The 436-nt window shown below is 71.3% G+C and carries 1 protein-coding gene; it reads left to right on the plus strand.

Going from position 1 to position 436, the window contains the following annotated elements; translation table 11 throughout:
- The coding region (locus tag AC07RN_RS21300; protein WP_478337268.1) for a thiolase family protein at nt 1–436 on the plus strand (436 nt) is incomplete at both ends.

A 436-nucleotide genomic window follows, 5' to 3' on the forward strand; every position in this document is an offset into this window, starting at 1 on the left:
GGGCCTGCGCGACACCACCGCCGAGTCGCTCGCCAAGCTCAAGCCGGTCATCGAGGGCGGCATCCACACCGCCGGCACGTCCTCGCAGATCTCCGACGGCGCCGCCGCCGTCATGCTCATGGACGAGGACCGCGCCCGCGCCCTGGGCCTGAAGCCGCGTGCCCGCATCGTCAGCCAGGCGCTCGTCGGCGCCGAGCCCGAGTTCCACCTCGACGGCCCGGTGCAGGCGACGTCGCGGGTGCTCGAGAAGGCCGGCATGAAGATCGGCGACCTGGACCTGTTCGAGGTCAACGAGGCCTTCGCGTCCGTCGCGCTGTCGTGGGCGCAGGTCCACGGCCCCGACATGGACAAGGTCAACGTCAACGGCGGCGCCCTCGCGCTCGGACATCCCGTGGGCAGCACCGGTTCTCGCATCATTACCACCGCGCTGCACGAG

Source organism: Lelliottia sp. GFLA7, from assembly GCF_056490165.1.